This window comes from Clostridium lentum, assembly GCF_014287815.1.
Lineage (GTDB): Bacteria > Bacillota > Clostridia > Clostridiales > Clostridiaceae > Clostridium > Clostridium lentum.
Window position 1 is genome coordinate 13434 of sequence record NZ_JACOOQ010000015.1, and the last position, 17582, is coordinate 31015.

Sequence of the window (17582 nt, forward strand, 5' to 3'; positions counted from 1 at the left end):
ATTTTATAGAATATAAGAGTCTATAATTGGTGACAATATAAAAGCAGGTATGTAGTTATACCTGCTTTTAGTACATTATCTAAATGTAAATTTACCTAAAGTATCTAATTTGGAGGTTTCATTTATTAATACATCATAAAGATTTATATCTAATATATTGCATAATGATACTAGATAAAATAAGCTAGTTCCTATTTGATTTTCAATTACTTCACGACAATTATCACAAAGTTTTCCGTTTAAATGAGTTGAGAAAGATTTTGATAATTCATCAAGAGAAGTATCAGTATTATCGAATTCTTGTTTGGAGGCATTTATATTAATGCAACCACAATTAGTAATAGCTTTTGCCACAGATCTATTAACTTTAGAGCAGCTTTCAGTATATTTAGTTAAAACATCTAAAATGCTTTTATGTCTTATTAGAGAAGTACTAACGTCATTTTGAAATGTATCAAATATTATATCCTTCATTTTGAATCAGCTCCTTAAATAGAGTTTAGTATAAGAAAATTTCCTAAGGAAATAAATTTGTTAATATAACCCTTGGGCGAATTGGTTAATATAATAATAAACAACCTGGCCATTCATTAATAGGGGGTATAGAAAAATAATTATTGATTTTAGCAGTAAGTGTTCTGTGATATAATTAAATGGTTATTTATGGATAACTAATAGATGAAATTTAATATATATATTATAATAGGAGGTGAAAATGTGCTGAAAAAAATTGTGAAATTCATTAGTTCAATTATGGGAATAGCAGTGGGATATATTATTGGAAAAGTGCTTATTACACTGGGCATAAAACAGGGAATAAAATTATTTATAGAGCCTCTATACACGAGTTTAATTTTACTTATTGTAATCTTAATTTTTGCAATTATTTTTTATTTTTTATCATCATTTATTTATAAAGGAATTATAGCTATAATAGATGGATTTGAAATGAATATTCAAAAGCTTACAGTGACAGAATTTCTTTTTGGAACACTAGGGCTTTTAGTAGGACTTGTATTTGCAACTCTTATAGGAGTACCCATATCAAAAATTCATTTTGTAATAGGCCCTATCTTATTTATCTTAATAGATTTACTTGGAGCTTTGGTAGGAATAAAGATATTTATTAAGCGAAAAGAAGATATATTAAATTTACTTACTTCTATAAAGAAGAATGGACTAAGGGATAAGAAGAATAAGCATAGTGAAAAGATATGTCCTAAAGTATTGGATACATCAGTAATCATTGATGGAAGAATATTTGATATATGCCAAACTGGTTTTGTGGAAGGTCCTTTAGTAATTCCATGTTTTGTGTTAAATGAACTTAGGCATATTTCTGATTCTGCTGATGGTCTTAAGAGAAATAGAGGAAGAAGAGGTCTTGATATATTAAATAAAATACAAAAAGAACTTTCTATAGAAACTCAGATATATGAAGAGGACTTTCCGGAAATTGCGGAAGTTGATGCAAAGCTTTTAAAGTTAGCACAGATTTTAAGTGGAAAAGTAGTGACTAATGATTTTAATTTGAATAAAGTTGCAGAATTCCAAGGAGTGCCAGTACTTAATATTAATGAGTTAGCCAATGCCATAAAACCAGTACTTCTTCCAGGAGAAGAAATGAAAGTGATGGTGATGAAAGATGGTAAGGAATCATCGCAAGGAATAGCATATTTAGATGATGGAACCATGATTGTTGTAGAAGGTGGCAGAAAGTTTATAAATGAGGAGATAATAGTAGTTGTTACATCTGTATTACAGACAGCTGCTGGCAGGATGATATTTGCAAAACCAAAGGAAAGTTAAAAGGAGTTTTAGATGATAAGTGCTATTGTTTTAGCAGGTGGAAGAGGTAAGAGAATGAATTACCATAAAAGCAAGCAATTTATTGAAATAAAGGGAAAGCCAGTGCTTGCATATACACTTGAGAAATTTATTGATAATAAAAGTATAGATGAAGTAATATTAGTACTTCCAGAAGATGAAGTGGATTATTGCCAAAAGGAAGTGTTGCAAAAATACTGTTTAAAGGTAGATAGGATAGTATTTGGTGGGAAAGAGAGACAAGATTCAGTATTCAATGCACTAGAAGCTATGGAAAAAGCAGATATAGTATTAATACATGATGGTGCAAGACCTTTTATAAGTGAGAGAATTATTGATGAAGGCATAAAATATGCTAAAGCATATGGTGCATCTGCACCAGGAGTAATCCCCAAAGATACTATAAAGATAAAAAACAATGATAATTTATCGGTAGATACACCAGATAGAAATACATTAGTTGCAGTGCAAACGCCTCAATGTTTTAAATATGATGAAATTTATCAGTGTCATAAAAAAGTTAAGAAGGAAAATATAGCAGTAACAGATGATACTTCAGTGGTGGAAATGTATGGGCATAAAGTATATTTATATGAAGGTGATTATATCAATATAAAAATAACTACCCCAGAAGATTTAATTTTAGCAGAGAGGCTTATATAGGTTATTGACAGGATTTTTGCAAAATTATATAATGAATAAATCAAAAAAATATATTATAAAGCAAGGAAGAAGAATAGTAAAAATCGCCTTTCAGAGAGAAAATCCTAGGCTGTAAGATTTTCAAGAGATTTTGAACCAGCTTCAGAGTTATAGCAAAACTATCGGTTTAACACCGTTATCATTATAAGAGCACAAATTTAGGTGGTACCGCGACTATAAGTTCGCCCTAATTATATTAGGGTGAACTTTTTATTTATAAATTATTAATGATGGATGATGATAAAAGGATAAAGAGTATTTCAAAGCCATCATATATATAACATTGACTTATATAACAGGAGGAAAATACTATGAAAATGTCAAATATGTTAGTTTCAACATTAAGAGAAGTTCCAGCAGAAGCAGAAATAGATAGCCATAAGCTAATGCTTAGAGCAGGGTTGATTAGAAAGATGGCTGCAGGAATTTATAACTATATGCCATTAGGATTAAAGGCTTTAAAAAATGTAGAAGAAATAGTAAGAGAAGAAATGAATGCGGCAGGAGCACAAGAATTTTTAGCTTCAGCAATGCTTCCAGCTGAATTATGGCAAGAATCAGGAAGATGGGATGTTTACGGAGCAGAAATGTTCAGATTAAAAGATAGAAATAATAGAGACTATTGTCTTGGACCAACACATGAAGAAGTATTCACTGATATAGCCAGAACAGAAATAAAATCCTATAAACAACTTCCAGTAAACCTTTATCAAATACAAACTAAATATAGAGATGAAAGAAGACCTAGATTTGGTGTTATGAGATCAAGAGAATTTGTTATGAAGGATGCATATAGCTTTGATAAGGATCAAGCTGGATTAGATGCTTCATATGATAAGATGCATGCAGCATATATTAATATATTTAACAGATGTGGTATAGATGCAAAATGTGTTGAAGCAGATTCAGGTGCAATAGGTGGATCAAATTCAGCTGAATTTATGGTTAGATCAGAAGTTGGAGAAGATGATGTAGTATTCTGCACATGTTGTGATTATGCTGCTAATATAGAAAAAGCTCCTTCAACAGTAGAAGTTGTTGAAGTAGAGGAGTTAAAAGAAATTATTAAGACAGAAACACCAAATGCTAGAACTATTGAAGAATTAGTTAAATTCTTTAACACAACTGAAAAGAAATTTGCTAAGACATTAATATATAATGCAGATGGCAGAATAGTTGCTGTAATGGTAAGAGGGGATAGAGAAGTTAATGAAGTTAAAGTATCTAATGCTTTAGGTGGAGTAATAAACTTAGATATGGCTTCAGCAGAAGAAGTATTTGCAGCAACAAATGCACAAATAGGGTTTGCAGGACCAATAGGTATAAAAGTTGATGAATTATTAGTAGATGAAGAAGTAAGTAAGATGTATAACTTCATAGTTGGAGCTAACGAAACAGCATATCATATAGAAAATGTTAATTACGGCAGAGACTTTACAGGAACTGTTGGTGATTTTAGAAATATAACAGCTGGAGAGAAATGCCCAGAATGTGGCGGAGAAGTTACTATTTCAAGAGGAACAGAAGTAGGGCATATATTTAAATTAGGAACTAAGTATTCTGAAGCTATGAATGCAACATTTATTGATGAAAATGGTAAGGAAAAACCATTTATAATGGGATGCTATGGAATAGGTGTAACAAGAACTTTAGCTTCAATTGTAGAACAACATCATGATGAAAATGGGATTATATGGCCTTTATCAGTAGCACCATACCATATTTCAGTAATACCAGTAAATATTAAAGATGAGGCACAAATGGAAATAGCTAATAAGTTATATGAAGAATTAAGAGCTATTGGTGTTGATGCTTTATTAGACGATAGAAATGAAAGAGCGGGAGTTAAATTCAAGGATTCTGAACTTATTGGAGTTCCAATGAGAGTTACAGTTGGTAAAAAGATTACTGATGGTGAGGTTGAATTTAAGTTAAGAGATGGAGAGATGGAAACAATAAAAATAGAAGAAGTTGTTTCAAGAGTAAGAGATGAGTTCCAAAATAATAATATAAAATTATAAAATTTAAAGGGAGTATGTCTAATGAAAATTTTTAATACTTTAACGAGAAGTAAAGAAGAATTTGTACCATTAAATCCAAGTAAAATTAAGATGTATGTTTGTGGACCTACAGTATATAACTTCTTTCATGTTGGAAATGCAAGGACATTCATTATATTTGATACAGTAAGAAGATATTTTGAATATAGAGGGTATGAAGTTGAATTTATACAAAACTTTACAGATATAGATGATAAGATGATAAAGAAAGCTAATGAAGATAATACTACTGTTAAAGAAGTAGGAGATAAGTATATAGCCGAATATTATCAAGATGCTGATGGATTAAATATAGAAAGAGCAACATGCAATCCAAGAGCTACAGAATTTATTGATGATATAATTGAATTTGTATCTGGACTTATAGAGAAAGGATTTGCTTATGAAGTAAATGGTGATGTTTATTTCAGAACTAAGAAGTTTGAAGGTTATGGTAAACTTATAAAGCAAAATTTAGAAGACTTACAAGCTGGTGCTAGAATAAATGTTGATGAAAGAAAAGAAGATCCAATGGATTTTGCTATTTGGAAAGCTCAAAAACCAGGTGAGCCAGCTTGGGAAAGTCCATGGGGACCAGGAAGACCAGGATGGCATATAGAATGTTCATGTATGGCTAAAAAGTTGTTAGGAGAAACTATTGATATACATGCTGGTGGAATGGATTTAGCATTCCCACATCATGAGAATGAAATAGCACAAAGTGAAGCTTTAACAGGAAAGCCTTTTGCTAAGTATTGGATGCATTCAGCATATTTAAACGTAAATAATCAAAAAATGTCTAAGTCTTTAAATAACTTCTTAACAGCTAGAGATGCTCTAAAGGCTTATGATGGAGATGTTATTAGATTCTTAATGCTTTCAGCACATTATAGAGTACAGTTAAATTTCAGCACTGAATTATTAGATTCAGCAAAAGCTTCAGTGGAAAGATTATATAATGCAATAGATAATTTAGAAAATTTAATTAATGAAGTAACTACTGAAAAGATGACAAAAGAAGAAGTTAAATATCTTGAGAAATTAAATGCATATAAAGAAAGATATATTGAAAAGATGGATGATGACTTCAATACAGCTGATGCAATTACAGTATTATTTGATTTAGTTAGAGATTACAATACTAATATAACAATAGATTCATCAAAAGAATTATGTGAAAAGGCATTAGAATTAATAAGAAGCTTAGGAGCACCTTTAGGAATGCTTCAAAAGCAAACAAAAAAAGAAAGTTTAGAAGATGAAATAGAACGTTTAATTGAACAAAGACAAGAAGCAAGAAAGAATAGGGATTTTGCTTTAGCTGATAAAATAAGAGATGATTTAAAAGCCAGAGGAATTGTTTTAATAGACACACCACAAGGCGTGAGATGGAAAAAAGAAAATTAAAAAAAGGGAGCTGTCATTTTTGACAGCTTCAATGTTATAAGTTAATAAAAAATAGAGAGTGGTGAAGTAAGTGCTTCAAGATTATAGAGAAAAAGAATTTAGTGCTAAGGATGCAAAATTATTAAATCCATTACAGTTAGCACTTATAGGTGATGCAGTATATGAACTGTACATAAGAAATTATATATTAGCCAATAATATGAGTTTATCAGCGCATAAAATACATGTTAAAGCTATAGGATATGTAAAAGCAAAGAATCAATCAGCTATAATGCATTCATTAGAAGAGGAGCTTACAGAAGAAGAAAGCTATATTTTCAAGAGAGGCAGAAATGCCAAGTCAGCAACAGTGCCTAAGAATGCTGATGTAAGAGATTATAGAATGGCAACAGGCTTTGAAGCATTGGTAGGATATTTGCATTTAATAGGAGATTATGAAAGATTAAATTATATATTAAGTAAAGCTGTAACAATAGACATAAGCAAATAGTAAGGAGTTTTTTTATATGACAAAGAGAGAAAATCCAAAAAGAAGAGAAAATGTAGAAAAGAAGAAAAACAGAAGAGAAACGTCAAGAACTGAATATGTATCTAAAGGAAATAGAGTAAATACTCAAGGATATGGGGATAACGAAGTTGTAAATGAAGATTTGGTTCTAGGAAGAAATGCTGTAATTGAAGCATTGAAAGGTGATAGAACTGTTGAAGCTCTATATGTGAGTAAAGGAGATTTGGAAGGTTCTGCTAAAGTAGCCTTAGCTTTAGCTAAAGAAAAGAATATTGTTGTTAAGGAAGTTGATAGAAGAAAACTAGATTCTATGAGTGGGGGGTTAGTTCACCAAGGACTTATTGCCAGAGTGACTCCATTTAAATATTCAGAAGTAGAACATATTTTAGCATATGCTGAAAAGAAAAATGAACAACCATTTATTATCATACTTGATGAAATTGAAGATCCACATAATCTTGGTTCAATTATAAGAACAGCGGAATTATGTGGTGTTCATGGAATAATAATTCCAAAGAGAAGAAATGTTGGAGTTACATCTACAGTTTATAAATGTTCAGCAGGAGCAGTTGAACATATGAGAATAGCAAAGGTAACAAATGTTAATGCAACTATTGATACTCTAAAAGAAAAAGGAATATGGATATATGGAGCAGATATCGAAGGAAAAGATTATAGCTATAATGTGGATTTTGGAGGACCTTGTGCTATAGTAATTGGTAGCGAAGGTAAAGGGATATCTAATTTAACTTTGAAAAAATGTGATGTTCTTGTAAAAATACCTATGATTGGGAAAATTAACTCTTTAAATGCATCAGTTGCAGGTGGTATAATGATGTACGAGGTATTAAAAGGAAGAATAACAAAGTAATTGTTATTAATATACGAGGTCTAAAGTGAGATTTGTATTTGTTGATGGGTACAATGTTGTAAACAGTTGGGACATCCTAAAAAAAGAAAAAAGCATTAGTTTAGAAAGCGCAAGACAAAAGTTGATAGATATTTTAGATAATTATGGTGCTATTAATGGATGTAAAGTAATATTAGTTTTTGATGGATACAAGGTAGCAGGCAATAGGGAAAGTAAATATGAATATAACAAGAACCTTGTGGTTATATTTACTAAGGATGGAGTAACTGCAGATGCATATATTGAAAAGGAAGTAAATCATATTGGAAGAAAATATGAGGTGCATGTTGTGACATCTGATTCTTTAGAGCAACAAACAATATTCCAAAGAGGTGCAGTAAGAATTTCAAGTATAGAATTTTATAATTTGGTTTTTAAGACCAATGAAGATATTAAACATAATTCTAAGAAAGTAAATTCAAGTGATAAGAATGTCCTTCTAGACAATATAGATGATGATGTTTTGAAAAAATTAGAAGCAATGAGAAGAAGTTAAAGGGTTTGAGAATTATACTGTAAATAGGAGGTCATATGTGTAGCAAAGAAGTTTCAAACGATCTACTTATGGATGAAGATGAAATTGAAAGGAGTATAGTGATAGATGCTAAAAATGGGGATGTAAGAGCTCAAGAATACATAATTTCAAAGTATGAAAGCTTTGTTAAGGCCAAGACCAAGTCATATTTTTTAATAGGAGCCGATAAGGAAGATATCTACCAAGAAGGAATGATTGGATTATATAAGGCTATAAGGGATATTAACTTTGAAAAGGCTACAACTTTTAAAGCTTTTGCAGAACTATGTGTAACAAGGCAGATTATAACGGCAATAAAGACTGCAACTAGACAGAAGCATATACCGTTAAATACTTATGTTTCATTAAATAAACCAGTATCGGATGATGAATCAGATAGAACATTATTGGATATATTATCAAGTATAAAGGTCAGTGATCCTGAGGAGCTAATCATAGGCCAAGAACAGAAGAAATTAATTGAAGATCAAATTGAAAGAGTGCTTTCTGATTTAGAGAAAGAAGTATTCCAAAGTTACCTAGATGGCAAATCATATCAAGAAATTGCATGTGATTTGGACGTACAGGCAAAATCAATTGATAATGCATTGCAGAGAGTTAAAAGAAAGTTAGAAAAATGCTTAGCTAGCAAGGAACAAAAATAGAAAAATCATATTGACAAAAAAAACAAATGCTAGTAAACTTTATAATTGGTATATTAAAGTGAAATACACTTTAATGCTCACGTAGCTCAGTCGGCAGAGCGTCGCCTTGGTAAGGCGGAGGTCGTCGGTTCAATCCCGATCGTGAGCTCCAATTTATAAGATATATGTATGCAAACGCTAGGCAGAGTTTATTAAAATAATATAAGGAGGAATTTGCAAATGGCAAAGCAAAAATTCGAAAGAAGTAAACCACACGTAAATATCGGAACAATTGGTCACGTTGACCACGGTAAGACTACATTAACAGCAGCAATCACAACTGTTTTAGCAAACAGAGGATATGCAGAAGCATTCAACTATGCAGATATAGATAAGGCTCCAGAAGAAAAAGAAAGAGGAATCACTATCAACACTGCTCACGTTGAATATGAAACAGAAACAAGACACTATGCTCACGTTGACTGTCCAGGACATGCTGACTACGTTAAGAACATGATCACTGGTGCTGCTCAAATGGACGGTGCTATATTAGTATGTTCAGCAGCAGATGGTCCAATGCCACAAACAAGAGAACATATACTACTAGCTTCAAGAGTTGGTGTTGACTACATCGTTGTTTTCTTAAACAAAGCTGATATGGTTGATGACGAAGAATTATTAGAATTAGTTGAAATGGAAGTTAGAGAATTATTATCTGAATACAACTTCCCAGGAGATGATATCCCTGTAATTAAAGGTTCTGCATTAAGAGCTTTAGAAAACCCAACTGATCCAGAAGCAACAGCTTGTATCATGGAATTAATGGATGCTGTTGATAGCTACATCCCAACTCCAGAAAGAGCTACAGATAAGAACTTCTTAATGCCAGTAGAAGATGTATTCACAATCACTGGTAGAGGAACTGTTGCAACTGGAAGAGTTGAAACTGGTGTACTTCACGTATCTGACGAAGTTGAAATCGTTGGTTTAGCAGAAGAAAGCAGAAAAGTAGTAGTAACAGGAATCGAAATGTTCAGAAAGTTACTAGATGAAGCACAAGCTGGAGATAACGTAGGGGTATTATTAAGAGGTATCCAAAGAACTGAAATCGAAAGAGGTCAAGTTTTAGCTAAAGTTGGATCAATTAAGCCACACAGCAAGTTCGTAGGTCAAGTATACGTACTTAAAAAAGAAGAAGGTGGAAGACATACTCCATTCTTCGATGGATACAGACCGCAATTCTACTTCAGAACAACTGACGTTACTGGATCAATCAAATTACCAGAAGGTATGGAAATGGTTATGCCAGGAGACCACATCGATATGAACGTTGAGTTAATAACTCAAGTTGCTATGGATGAAGGATTAAGATTTGCCATCAGAGAAGGTGGAAGAACTGTAGGTTCAGGAGTTGTTACTAAAGTTTTAGGATAATTCCTACTTTAACATAAAAAATGTTTAATATAATATAATGATATTAAGTAATATTGGAAAAGGACTGGGTTTCATTACCTAGTCCTTTAGAAAGCTAATATTATTGACATAATAAAGCCTTTATGTTAGAGTGTTTAAGTAATTAATGAATATGAATAGCACAATAGCATACAGACTTAATATATTAATTAATAACTGGAGGTGCAGACTGTGAGAGTTAAAATAACATTAGCATGCACAGAGTGTAAGCAAAGAAACTACAACACAATGAAAAACAAGAAAAACAATCCAGACAGAATGGAAATGAAGAAGTATTGCAGATTCTGTAAGACACATACTAATCACAAAGAAACAAAATAATTTTAATTAGCTTGTTTAAAAATGACACATATTCACAATAGTTTTAAGGATGTGAAGTGATGGCTGTTAAAGAAAATGTAAATATAAAAAGTAAGGCTTCTGAAAAGAATAATCACTTTAAATTTTTTAAAGAGATGAAAGCAGAAGTTAAGAGGATAACTTGGCCTTCAAAAGATGATACTAAAAAAGCATTAATTGCTGTAGGAGTAGTCGTGCTAATATATTTAATATTAGTTGGCGGGTTAGATTTAATTTTTACAAACCTCTTTAAGTTTATTTTTAATTTGTAATAAAGGAGGTTTAGGTGAGTTTCTCATCTAGAGTAAATATGAGTGAAAGAGCAAGATGGTATGTAGTACATACATACTCAGGTTATGAGAATAAGGTTAAAGCTAATCTTGAAAAAACTGTAGAAAATAGAAACCTTGAATCTTTACTTTTAGATATACAAGTTCCAATGGAAGAAGTTATCGAAGAAAAAGATGGTAAACAAAAAGTTTCTTTAAAAAAGAAATTTCCAGGGTATGTTCTTGTAAGAATGTTCATGACAGATGAGTCTTGGTACGTTGTTAGAAATACAAGAGGAGTTACAGGATTTGTTGGACCAGGATCTAAACCAGTTCCGCTTACTGATGAAGAAGTTGAATCTATGGGCATTTCAGAAAGTGCTATAGAAATTGATTTAGAAGTAGGGGAGAGTGTTGAAGTTATCTCTGGACCTTTAAAAGGATTCGTGGCTATTATCCAGGAAATCAATCTAGAAAAGCACAAGATGAAAGCTTTAATCGACATGTTCGGCAGAGAAACTTTAGCCGAATTAGATTTTAACCAAGTAGAAAAATTAGTTTAATAAAAACTAATGTTTAATTAAGTGGGAGGGCAAAAAGTCCGTATTACCACATTATAGGGAGGAATAGTAAATGGCTAAGAAAGTAACAGGAATGATAAAATTACAACTTCCTGCAGGAAAGGCAACACCAGCACCACCAGTTGGGCCAGCATTAGGACAACACGGTGTTAACATCATGGGATTCTGTAAGGAATTCAACGCAAAAACTGCTAACCAAGCTGGATTAATAATACCAGTAGTAATTACAGTATATCAAGATAGATCATTCAGCTTTATATTAAAAACTCCACCAGCTGCAGTTTTAATTAAAAAAGAATTAGGATTAGAAAGCGGTTCAGGAGTACCAAACAGAACTAAAGTTGGTAGCTTAACAAAAGAGCAAGTTAGAAAAATTGCTGAATTAAAAATGCCTGATTTAAATGCTGCATCAATCGAAACTGCTATGAGCATGATCGAAGGAACAGCTAAGAGTATGGGTGTTACTATAACTGAGTAATTCTAAGTTTTTAAATAGTGGGAGGTAAAAACCGCTAAAACCACAAAGGAGGCATAACAATGGGAAAGAAATATGTTGAAAGTTCAAAATTAGTTGACAAAAGCGTTTTATATACACCAGCTGAAGCTTTAGATTTAGCTGTTAAAACTGCTAAAGCAAAATTCGATGAAACAATCGAATTACACGTAAGATTAGGGGTAGACCCAAGACATGCTGATCAACAAGTAAGAGGAGCAGTAGTTCTTCCACATGGAACTGGTAGATCAGTAAAAGTTTTAGTATTCGCTAAAGGTGATAAAGCTAAAGAAGCTCAAGAAGCAGGAGCAGATTTCGTTGGAGCTGATGAATTAGTTCAAAAGATCCAAGGTGAAAACTGGTTTGACTACGATGTAGTTGTTGCAACTCCAGATATGATGGGTGTTGTTGGTAGATTAGGTAGAGTATTAGGACCTAAGGGATTAATGCCAAACCCTAAATCAGGAACAGTTACATTTGATGTAGCTAAAGCTATAGCTGATATTAAAGCTGGTAAGGTTGAATACAGAGTTGATAAAACTGCTATCGTTCACTGCCCAATCGGAAAGAAATCTTTCGGTGCAGAAAAATTACAAGATAACTTCAAGACTTTAATGGATGCTTTAGTAAAAGCTAAACCAGCTGCTGCTAAGGGACAATACATCAAATCTGTATCTGTTTCAAGCACAATGGGTCCTGGAGCTAAAATTAACCCAACAAAAGTTTTAGATTAGTATTGACATAAAAAAAAGTCTATATTATAATAAATTTTGTTGAAAAAAAGAATATAACTTCCGTAGACAGTGGGTGTCGCAAGACGTAATAGTTACCTACCGAGGAGTTCCGATTATATATTGGGTCTTCCTGCGTCTACAAGGAAGACCTTTCTTATTAAGAAAACAGTTTTTAAACTGTGAGGAGGTGGACACACAGTGATAAAGAAGAACAGACAAATTAAAGAAGCTAAAGTTCTTGAAATCAAAGAAAAGTTAGAAAAAGCTCAAGGTGTTGTTTTAGCTGATTACCAAGGTTTATCAGTTGAAGAAGATACAATGCTAAGAAAGAGTTTAAGAGAAGCTGGTGTTGAATACAAAGTTTACAAAAACTCTTTAGTAACAAGAGCTGCTAACGAATTAGGATTAGGTGATGTAGTTCAATACTTAGAAGGGCCAGTTTCAATAGCATTCGGATACGAAGATGCTACTGCTCCAGCAAGAGTATTAAATAACTTCGCTAAAGATCACAAGAAATTAGAGTTAAAAGCTGGTATTGTTGACGGTATTGTTTATGACAAGACTGGAGTTGAAAAACTTGCAACTATCCCATCAAAAGAAGTGCTTATTGCAAAACTTCTTGGAAGCTTCAAAGCTCCATTATCAAACTTTGCATATTTAATTAATGCAATTAAAGATAAAAAAGAATCAGAATCAGCTGAATAATAAACTGATATAAGACACATTGTTTTTTAAAATTTTTGGAGGTGCAATTAAAATGACAAGAGAAGATATCATTCAAGCTATAAAAGAAATGACAGTTTTAGAATTAAACGAATTAGTAACTGCTTGCGAAGAGGAATTTGGTGTTAGCGCTGCTGCTCCAGTTGCTGTTGTAGGTGGAGCTGTTGCAGGTGCTGCAGCAGAAGAAAAAACAGAATTCGACGTAGTATTAGCTAACGCTGGTGCTAACAAGATTAAAGTAATCAAAGTTGTTAGAGAATTAACTGGATTAGGATTAAAAGAAGCTAAGGAAATAGTTGATGGAGCTCCTAAGACATTAAAGGAAGCTGTTTCTAAAGAAGAAGCTGAAGACATGAAAGCTAAATTAGCTGAAGTTGGAGCTGAAGTAGAAGTTAAATAATTTCTTTAGAAATTATATATAAAAGGTGCTTTATAGCACCTTTTTTCTTGCTCTTATATGTAAGGGTAGAAAAATGAAAGAAAAAAGAAAAAGTGAATATTGACAAATGATTAAGGTTATGATACTATTATCAAATGTACTATTCAATATGGGATATTATATATTCTTAAGAAAATAGGTATAATTAACTAATGGTTGGTTATACTAGAACGTGATGCTCTCCGAAAGCAAAAGTCCTTAGGGAAATTATGCTTTTGGTTATTTTACTTTTATACAAGGGGTGAAGATTCATGGTACATCCTGTCCAAGTCGGAAAAAGAACAAGAATGAGTTTTGCTAAGGTTAAAGATGTAACCGAAATGCCAAATTTAATTGAAGTACAATTAGATTCGTATGAGTGGTTCCTTAAAGAAGGATTACTTGAAGTATTTGATGATATAAATCCTATATCAAATTTTACTGGAAATCTTGTACTTGAGTTTGTAGACTACAAACTAGATATGGATAATATTAAATACTCAGTGGAAGAGTGTAAAGAGAGAGATTCTACTTATGCGGCACCACTAAAAGTATCAGTTAGACTAACTAACAATGATACTGGAGAAATAAAAGAACAAGAAGTATTTATGGGAGATTTCCCATTAATGACTGAGCAAGGTACTTTCATAATTAACGGGGCTGAGAGAGTTGTTGTAAGCCAGTTAGTTAGATCACCAGGTGTTTATTACAGCAACACAATTGATAAGAGTGGTAAGAAATTATTTGCTTCAACTGTAATACCTAATAGAGGTGCTTGGTTAGAGTACGAAACCGATTCAAATGATGTTATCTATGTAAGAATAGATAAGACAAGAAAGTTACCTATAAGTATTTTAGCAAGAGCTATGGGTTATGGAAGCGACCAAGAGTTACTTGAGTACTTTGGTGAAGAAGAAAGATTTAAGGCTACAATTGAAAAAGATAATACTAAAACTAGAGAAGAAGCATTATTAGAAATATATAAGAGATTAAGACCAGGTGAACCACCAACTGTGGATAGCGCTGTATCTTTAATTGATTCATTATTCTTTGATGCTAAAAGATATGACTTATCTAGAGTAGGTAGATATAAATTTAATAGAAAGTTAGCTATTAATTTAAGATTAATAAATCAAATCGCTGCTGTTGACATTATTAACCCTTCAACTGGAGAAGTAATGGTTGAACAAGGTGAAAAAATTAGCAGAGAAATGGCTGAAGCAATACAATGTGCTGGAATAAATTCCGTAGATGTATTAGTTGAAGATAGAGTAGTTAGAGTAATTGGTAACTACTTTGTAGATATCAATAAGGTTGTACCATTTGATATAAGTGATTTAAATATAAGAGAGGCTGTTCATTATCCAACTCTAATGGAAATATTAGACAATTATGATGATGAAGCTACAATTAAGGAAGAAATAAAGAAAAATATCACTAGATTAATACCAAAACATATAGTTAGAGACGATATTTTCGCAACAATTAGTTACGAAATAGGTTTAGCTTATGGTATAGGTTATACAGATGATATTGATCATTTAGGAAATAGAAGATTAAGATCTGTTGGTGAATTACTTCAAAACCAATTTAGAATTGGTTTATCAAGAATGGAAAGAGTAGTTAAGGAAAGAATGACTATTCAAGACCAAGAAGCTATTACACCACAAATGCTAATCAATATAAGACCAGTTGCAGCTGCTATAAAAGAATTCTTTGGTAGCTCACAATTATCACAATTCATGGATCAAACAAATCCATTATCAGAATTAACTCACAAGAGAAGATTATCAGCTTTAGGACCAGGAGGACTTTCAAGAGAAAGAGCTGGGTTTGAAGTAAGAGACGTTCATCATTCTCATTATGGTAGAATGTGTCCAATAGAAACTCCTGAAGGACCAAATATAGGTCTTATTAACTCATTAGCAACTTATGCTAAGGTTAATGAATATGGATTTATTGAAACTCCATATAGAATTGTAGATAAAGAAACTGGAACGGTTACAGATGAAATAAGATACTTCACAGCTGATGAAGAAGATTTATACTTAATAGCACAAGCTAAGGAACCGATTGGACCTGATAATAAGTTTGTTGAAAGTAGAGTAACTGTAAGACATAAAGATGATACATTAGTAGTTAATGCATCACAAGTAGATTTAATCGACGTATCTCCAAGACAAATAGTTTCTGTTGCAACAGCAATGATTCCATTCTTAGAGAACGATGATGCTTCTAGAGCACTGATGGGAGCCAACATGCAACGTCAAGCGGTTCCATTATTAAAGCCACAAGCACCTATCGTTGGTACAGGAATTGAGTATAGAGCAGCTGCTGATTCAGGAGTTTTACCTAAGGCTAAAAACTCAGGTACAGTTGTTTATGTAAGTGCTGATGAAATCAGAATCAAGAGAGATGCAGACGGTGGAATTGATACTTATAAATTACTTAAATTTAAGAGAAGTAACCCAGGTACTTGTATAAACCAAAGACCTTTAGTTGATAAGGGAGAAATGGTATTTAAGAACCAAGTATTAGCAGATGGTCCAGCTACAGATTTAGGAGAAATAGCATTAGGTAAAAACATCAGAATGGGATTCATAACTTGGGAAGGTTATAACTACGAAGATGCGATGCTAATTTCAGAAGAATTAGTTAGAGAAGATGTATTTACTTCAATACACATTGAAGAGTATGAATGTGAAGCTAGAGATACTAAGTTAGGACCAGAAGAAATAACAAGAGACATACCAAACGTAAGTGAAGATGCTCTTAAAAACATTGATGATAGAGGTATAATCAGAATTGGTGCTGAAGTTAGATCAGGGGATATCCTAGTTGGTAAAGTAACACCTAAGGGAGAAACTGAATTAACAGCTGAAGAAAGATTATTAAGAGCTATTTTCGGTGAAAAAGCTAGAGAAGTAAGAGATACATCATTAAGAGTACCACATGGTGAAGCTGGTATCATAGTTGATGTTAAGATATTCACTAGAGAAAACGGTGATGAATTAAATCCAGGAGTTAATGAACTTGTTAGATGTTATATCGCTCAAAAGAGAAAAATTTCTGTTGGGGATAAGATGGCTGGACGTCACGGTAATAAAGGGGTTATCTCAAGAGTATTACCAGAAGAAGATATGCCATTCTTACCAGATGGTAGACCATTACAAATTTGTTTAAATCCATTAGGGGTTCCATCACGTATGAATATCGGGCAGGTATTAGAAGTTCACTTAGGATGGGCTTCAAGCAAATTAGGATGGCACATAGCTACTCCTGTATTTGATGGTGCTACAGAAAAAGATATTGAAAAATATTTAGAAGAAGCTGGATATAATGCAAATGGAAAGACTGTACTATACGATGGTAGAACAGGTGAACCATTTGATAATGAAGTAACGGTAGGTATAATGTATATCTTAAAGCTTGCCCATTTAGTTGATGATAAGATCCACGCAAGATCAACAGGACCTTACTCACTTGTTACACAACAACCATTAGGAGGTAAGGCACAATTTGGTGGTCAAAGATTTGGGGAAATGGAAGTTTGGGCTTTAGAAGCATATGGTGCTGCTCATACATTACAAGAAATATTAACTGTTAAATCAGATGATGTTGTAGGAAGAGTTAAGACATATGAAGCTATTGTTAAGGGAGAAAACATCCCTGAACCAGGAGTACCAGAATCATTTAAGGTTCTTATTAAAGAATTACAAGCTTTATGCTTAGATGTTAAAGTATTAAATGATAATAACGAAGAAGTTAAATTAAAAGAATTTAGCGAAGATGATATAGAAGATTTAGAAGTTAACATAGAGGGAACTGAAGATTTAGGAAATACACAATCTGTTGCAGATGATAGTTATATTTCAGCTAATGATAACAATGAAGTAGATGCTGACATAGATGTTGAAGAAGATATAGATTTAGATGCATTTACATTAGATGGGTTCCATGAAGAGTTAGATTTAGACGATTTTGTCAACGATGAACACTAA

At 32.5% G+C, this 17582-nt stretch carries 18 protein-coding genes, 1 tRNA gene and 2 other annotated features; of the genes, 18 read left to right on the top strand and 1 reads right to left on the bottom strand.

Features of this window, described 5'->3' with window-relative positions; translation table 11 throughout:
- Positions 1 to 75: 75 nt before the first annotated feature.
- Positions 76 to 474 carry a nucleoside triphosphate pyrophosphohydrolase family protein gene (locus H8R92_RS09300; protein WP_022212428.1) on the bottom strand — a complete coding sequence of 133 codons (399 nt, stop codon included), beginning with the start codon at positions 472 to 474 and terminating at the stop codon, positions 76 to 78.
- 243 nt (positions 475 to 717) lie between these two features.
- Between H8R92_RS09300 and H8R92_RS09305 the strand changes: the two genes are divergently transcribed.
- The 18 genes from H8R92_RS09305 to rpoB all read left to right on the top strand — a co-directional run bounded on the left by H8R92_RS09305 (position 718) and on the right by rpoB (position 17582).
- On the top strand, positions 718 to 1809 hold the full coding sequence (locus H8R92_RS09305; protein ID WP_186835296.1) for a PIN/TRAM domain-containing protein: 1092 nt from the start codon (positions 718 to 720) through the stop codon (positions 1807 to 1809).
- Between the two features lie 12 nt (positions 1810 to 1821).
- The gene (gene ispD, locus H8R92_RS09310; protein ID WP_186835297.1) at positions 1822 to 2490 is read left to right on the top strand and encodes a 2-C-methyl-D-erythritol 4-phosphate cytidylyltransferase; all 669 of its coding nucleotides are present in this window, start codon (positions 1822 to 1824) and stop codon (positions 2488 to 2490) included.
- A 54-nt stretch (positions 2491 to 2544) separates the two neighbouring features.
- Positions 2545 to 2722, top strand: a binding site (T-box leader).
- A 118-nt stretch (positions 2723 to 2840) separates the two neighbouring features.
- Positions 2841 to 4550: a proline--tRNA ligase gene (locus H8R92_RS09315; RefSeq protein ID WP_022212431.1), complete on the top strand. Its 1710-nt coding sequence runs from the start codon at positions 2841 to 2843 to the stop codon at positions 4548 to 4550.
- Between the two features lie 21 nt (positions 4551 to 4571).
- A complete protein-coding gene (cysS, locus tag H8R92_RS09320; RefSeq protein ID WP_186835298.1) occupies positions 4572 to 5975 on the top strand; it encodes a cysteine--tRNA ligase in 1404 nt (467 codons plus the stop codon).
- A 70-nt stretch (positions 5976 to 6045) separates the two neighbouring features.
- Positions 6046 to 6465: a Mini-ribonuclease 3 gene (locus H8R92_RS09325; protein ID WP_022212433.1), complete on the top strand. Its 420-nt coding sequence runs from the start codon at positions 6046 to 6048 to the stop codon at positions 6463 to 6465.
- A gap of 16 nt (positions 6466 to 6481) precedes the next feature.
- The gene (gene rlmB / locus H8R92_RS09330; protein WP_022212434.1) at positions 6482 to 7354 is read left to right on the top strand and encodes a 23S rRNA (guanosine(2251)-2'-O)-methyltransferase RlmB; all 873 of its coding nucleotides are present in this window, start codon (positions 6482 to 6484) and stop codon (positions 7352 to 7354) included.
- Positions 7355 to 7379: 25 nt separating this feature from the next.
- Positions 7380 to 7889 carry an NYN domain-containing protein gene (locus H8R92_RS09335; protein WP_022212435.1) on the top strand — a complete coding sequence of 170 codons (510 nt, stop codon included), beginning with the start codon at positions 7380 to 7382 and terminating at the stop codon, positions 7887 to 7889.
- Between the two features lie 68 nt (positions 7890 to 7957).
- Positions 7958 to 8572: an RNA polymerase sporulation sigma factor SigH gene (gene sigH / locus H8R92_RS09340; protein WP_436231589.1), complete on the top strand. Its 615-nt coding sequence runs from the start codon at positions 7958 to 7960 to the stop codon at positions 8570 to 8572.
- Positions 8573 to 8647: 75 nt separating this feature from the next.
- Positions 8648 to 8723: transfer RNA gene (locus H8R92_RS09345), tRNA-Thr, on the top strand.
- A 68-nt stretch (positions 8724 to 8791) separates the two neighbouring features.
- Complete coding sequence (gene tuf, locus H8R92_RS09350; RefSeq protein ID WP_022212437.1) at positions 8792 to 9985, top strand: elongation factor Tu; 1194 nt, start codon at positions 8792 to 8794, stop codon at positions 9983 to 9985.
- 210 nt (positions 9986 to 10195) lie between these two features.
- Entirely contained in the window at positions 10196 to 10345 is a 150-nt protein-coding gene (gene rpmG / locus H8R92_RS09355; protein WP_186835300.1) for a 50S ribosomal protein L33, read from the top strand.
- 59 nt (positions 10346 to 10404) lie between these two features.
- On the top strand, positions 10405 to 10635 hold the full coding sequence (secE, locus tag H8R92_RS09360) for a preprotein translocase subunit SecE (protein ID WP_022212138.1): 231 nt from the start codon (positions 10405 to 10407) through the stop codon (positions 10633 to 10635).
- Positions 10636 to 10673: 38 nt separating this feature from the next.
- Positions 10674 to 11195: a transcription termination/antitermination protein NusG gene (nusG, locus tag H8R92_RS09365; RefSeq protein ID WP_186835320.1), complete on the top strand. Its 522-nt coding sequence runs from the start codon at positions 10674 to 10676 to the stop codon at positions 11193 to 11195.
- Positions 11196 to 11265: 70 nt separating this feature from the next.
- Positions 11266 to 11691 carry a 50S ribosomal protein L11 gene (gene rplK, locus H8R92_RS09370; protein ID WP_022212140.1) on the top strand — a complete coding sequence of 142 codons (426 nt, stop codon included), beginning with the start codon at positions 11266 to 11268 and terminating at the stop codon, positions 11689 to 11691.
- A gap of 59 nt (positions 11692 to 11750) precedes the next feature.
- The gene (rplA, locus tag H8R92_RS09375; protein WP_022212141.1) at positions 11751 to 12440 is read left to right on the top strand and encodes a 50S ribosomal protein L1; all 690 of its coding nucleotides are present in this window, start codon (positions 11751 to 11753) and stop codon (positions 12438 to 12440) included.
- A 42-nt stretch (positions 12441 to 12482) separates the two neighbouring features.
- Positions 12483 to 12605, top strand: a sequence feature (ribosomal protein L10 leader region).
- Between the two features lie 36 nt (positions 12606 to 12641).
- A complete protein-coding gene (rplJ, locus tag H8R92_RS09380; protein ID WP_186835321.1) occupies positions 12642 to 13145 on the top strand; it encodes a 50S ribosomal protein L10 in 504 nt (167 codons plus the stop codon).
- Positions 13146 to 13197: 52 nt separating this feature from the next.
- Positions 13198 to 13563, top strand: a complete 366-nt coding sequence (gene rplL, locus H8R92_RS09385) for a 50S ribosomal protein L7/L12 (RefSeq protein ID WP_022212143.1) — start codon at positions 13198 to 13200, stop codon at positions 13561 to 13563.
- A 290-nt stretch (positions 13564 to 13853) separates the two neighbouring features.
- The gene (gene rpoB, locus H8R92_RS09390; protein ID WP_186835301.1) at positions 13854 to 17582 is read left to right on the top strand and encodes a DNA-directed RNA polymerase subunit beta; all 3729 of its coding nucleotides are present in this window, start codon (positions 13854 to 13856) and stop codon (positions 17580 to 17582) included.

What these genes read in the sequence shown, in the direction of transcription:
- nusG (WP_186835320.1), top strand. Translation starts at nt 10,674, where the DNA reads ATGAGTGAAAGAGCAAGATGGTATGTAGTACATACATACTCAGGTTAT.
- rlmB (WP_022212434.1), top strand. Translation starts at nt 6,482, where the DNA reads ATGACAAAGAGAGAAAATCCAAAAAGAAGAGAAAATGTAGAAAAGAAG.
- sigH (WP_436231589.1), top strand. Translation starts at nt 7,958, where the DNA reads ATGGATGAAGATGAAATTGAAAGGAGTATAGTGATAGATGCTAAAAAT.
- cysS (WP_186835298.1), top strand. Translation starts at nt 4,572, where the DNA reads ATGAAAATTTTTAATACTTTAACGAGAAGTAAAGAAGAATTTGTACCA.
- rpoB (WP_186835301.1), top strand. Translation starts at nt 13,854, where the DNA reads ATGGTACATCCTGTCCAAGTCGGAAAAAGAACAAGAATGAGTTTTGCT.
- ispD (WP_186835297.1), top strand. Translation starts at nt 1,822, where the DNA reads ATGATAAGTGCTATTGTTTTAGCAGGTGGAAGAGGTAAGAGAATGAAT.
- rplA (WP_022212141.1), top strand. Translation starts at nt 11,751, where the DNA reads ATGGGAAAGAAATATGTTGAAAGTTCAAAATTAGTTGACAAAAGCGTT.
- H8R92_RS09315 (WP_022212431.1), top strand. Translation starts at nt 2,841, where the DNA reads ATGAAAATGTCAAATATGTTAGTTTCAACATTAAGAGAAGTTCCAGCA.
- secE (WP_022212138.1), top strand. Translation starts at nt 10,405, where the DNA reads ATGGCTGTTAAAGAAAATGTAAATATAAAAAGTAAGGCTTCTGAAAAG.
- tuf (WP_022212437.1), top strand. Translation starts at nt 8,792, where the DNA reads ATGGCAAAGCAAAAATTCGAAAGAAGTAAACCACACGTAAATATCGGA.
- H8R92_RS09300 (WP_022212428.1), bottom strand. Translation starts at nt 474, where the DNA reads ATGAAGGATATAATATTTGATACATTTCAAAATGACGTTAGTACTTCT.
- rplL (WP_022212143.1), top strand. Translation starts at nt 13,198, where the DNA reads ATGACAAGAGAAGATATCATTCAAGCTATAAAAGAAATGACAGTTTTA.
- rplK (WP_022212140.1), top strand. Translation starts at nt 11,266, where the DNA reads ATGGCTAAGAAAGTAACAGGAATGATAAAATTACAACTTCCTGCAGGA.